The 262-nt window shown below is 69.8% G+C and carries 1 protein-coding gene; it reads right to left on the bottom strand.

Annotated elements, in window-relative coordinates:
- Position 1: 1 nt before the first annotated feature.
- A partial coding sequence (locus tag SB751_RS31940) for a GNAT family N-acetyltransferase (protein WP_410749261.1) occupies positions 2-262 on the bottom strand: 261 nt, incomplete at its 5' end.

Here is a 262-nt window from a genome sequence, read left to right as displayed (position 1 = left end):
CTCAGACCGCGCGTACCATGTGCCGGATCGAGCCGAGCTGCGCCGGGCGCGGCCCGGTGACGCGATAGCCCATGCGCTGATAAAGGCGGGCGGCCGGGTTGTCGACGAACACGCGCAACTGCAGTTCGTGCAGGCCGCGCGCGCGTGCCCAGCGATGCGACATGTCGAGCATGTAGGTGCCGGCGCCCTGCCCTCGATGACCGGCGGCGATCTGCACGTCGCGGATATGCAGCGAATCGCCCTCCTCGGTCACGCGCAGCAC

This window comes from Cupriavidus sp. SIMBA_020 (genome assembly GCF_046535395.1).
Classification (GTDB): Bacteria; Pseudomonadota; Gammaproteobacteria; order Burkholderiales; family Burkholderiaceae; genus Cupriavidus; species Cupriavidus campinensis.
The sequence above is the reverse complement of the archived record's forward strand: the minus strand, read 5'-3'. Positions and strand labels throughout refer to the sequence as shown.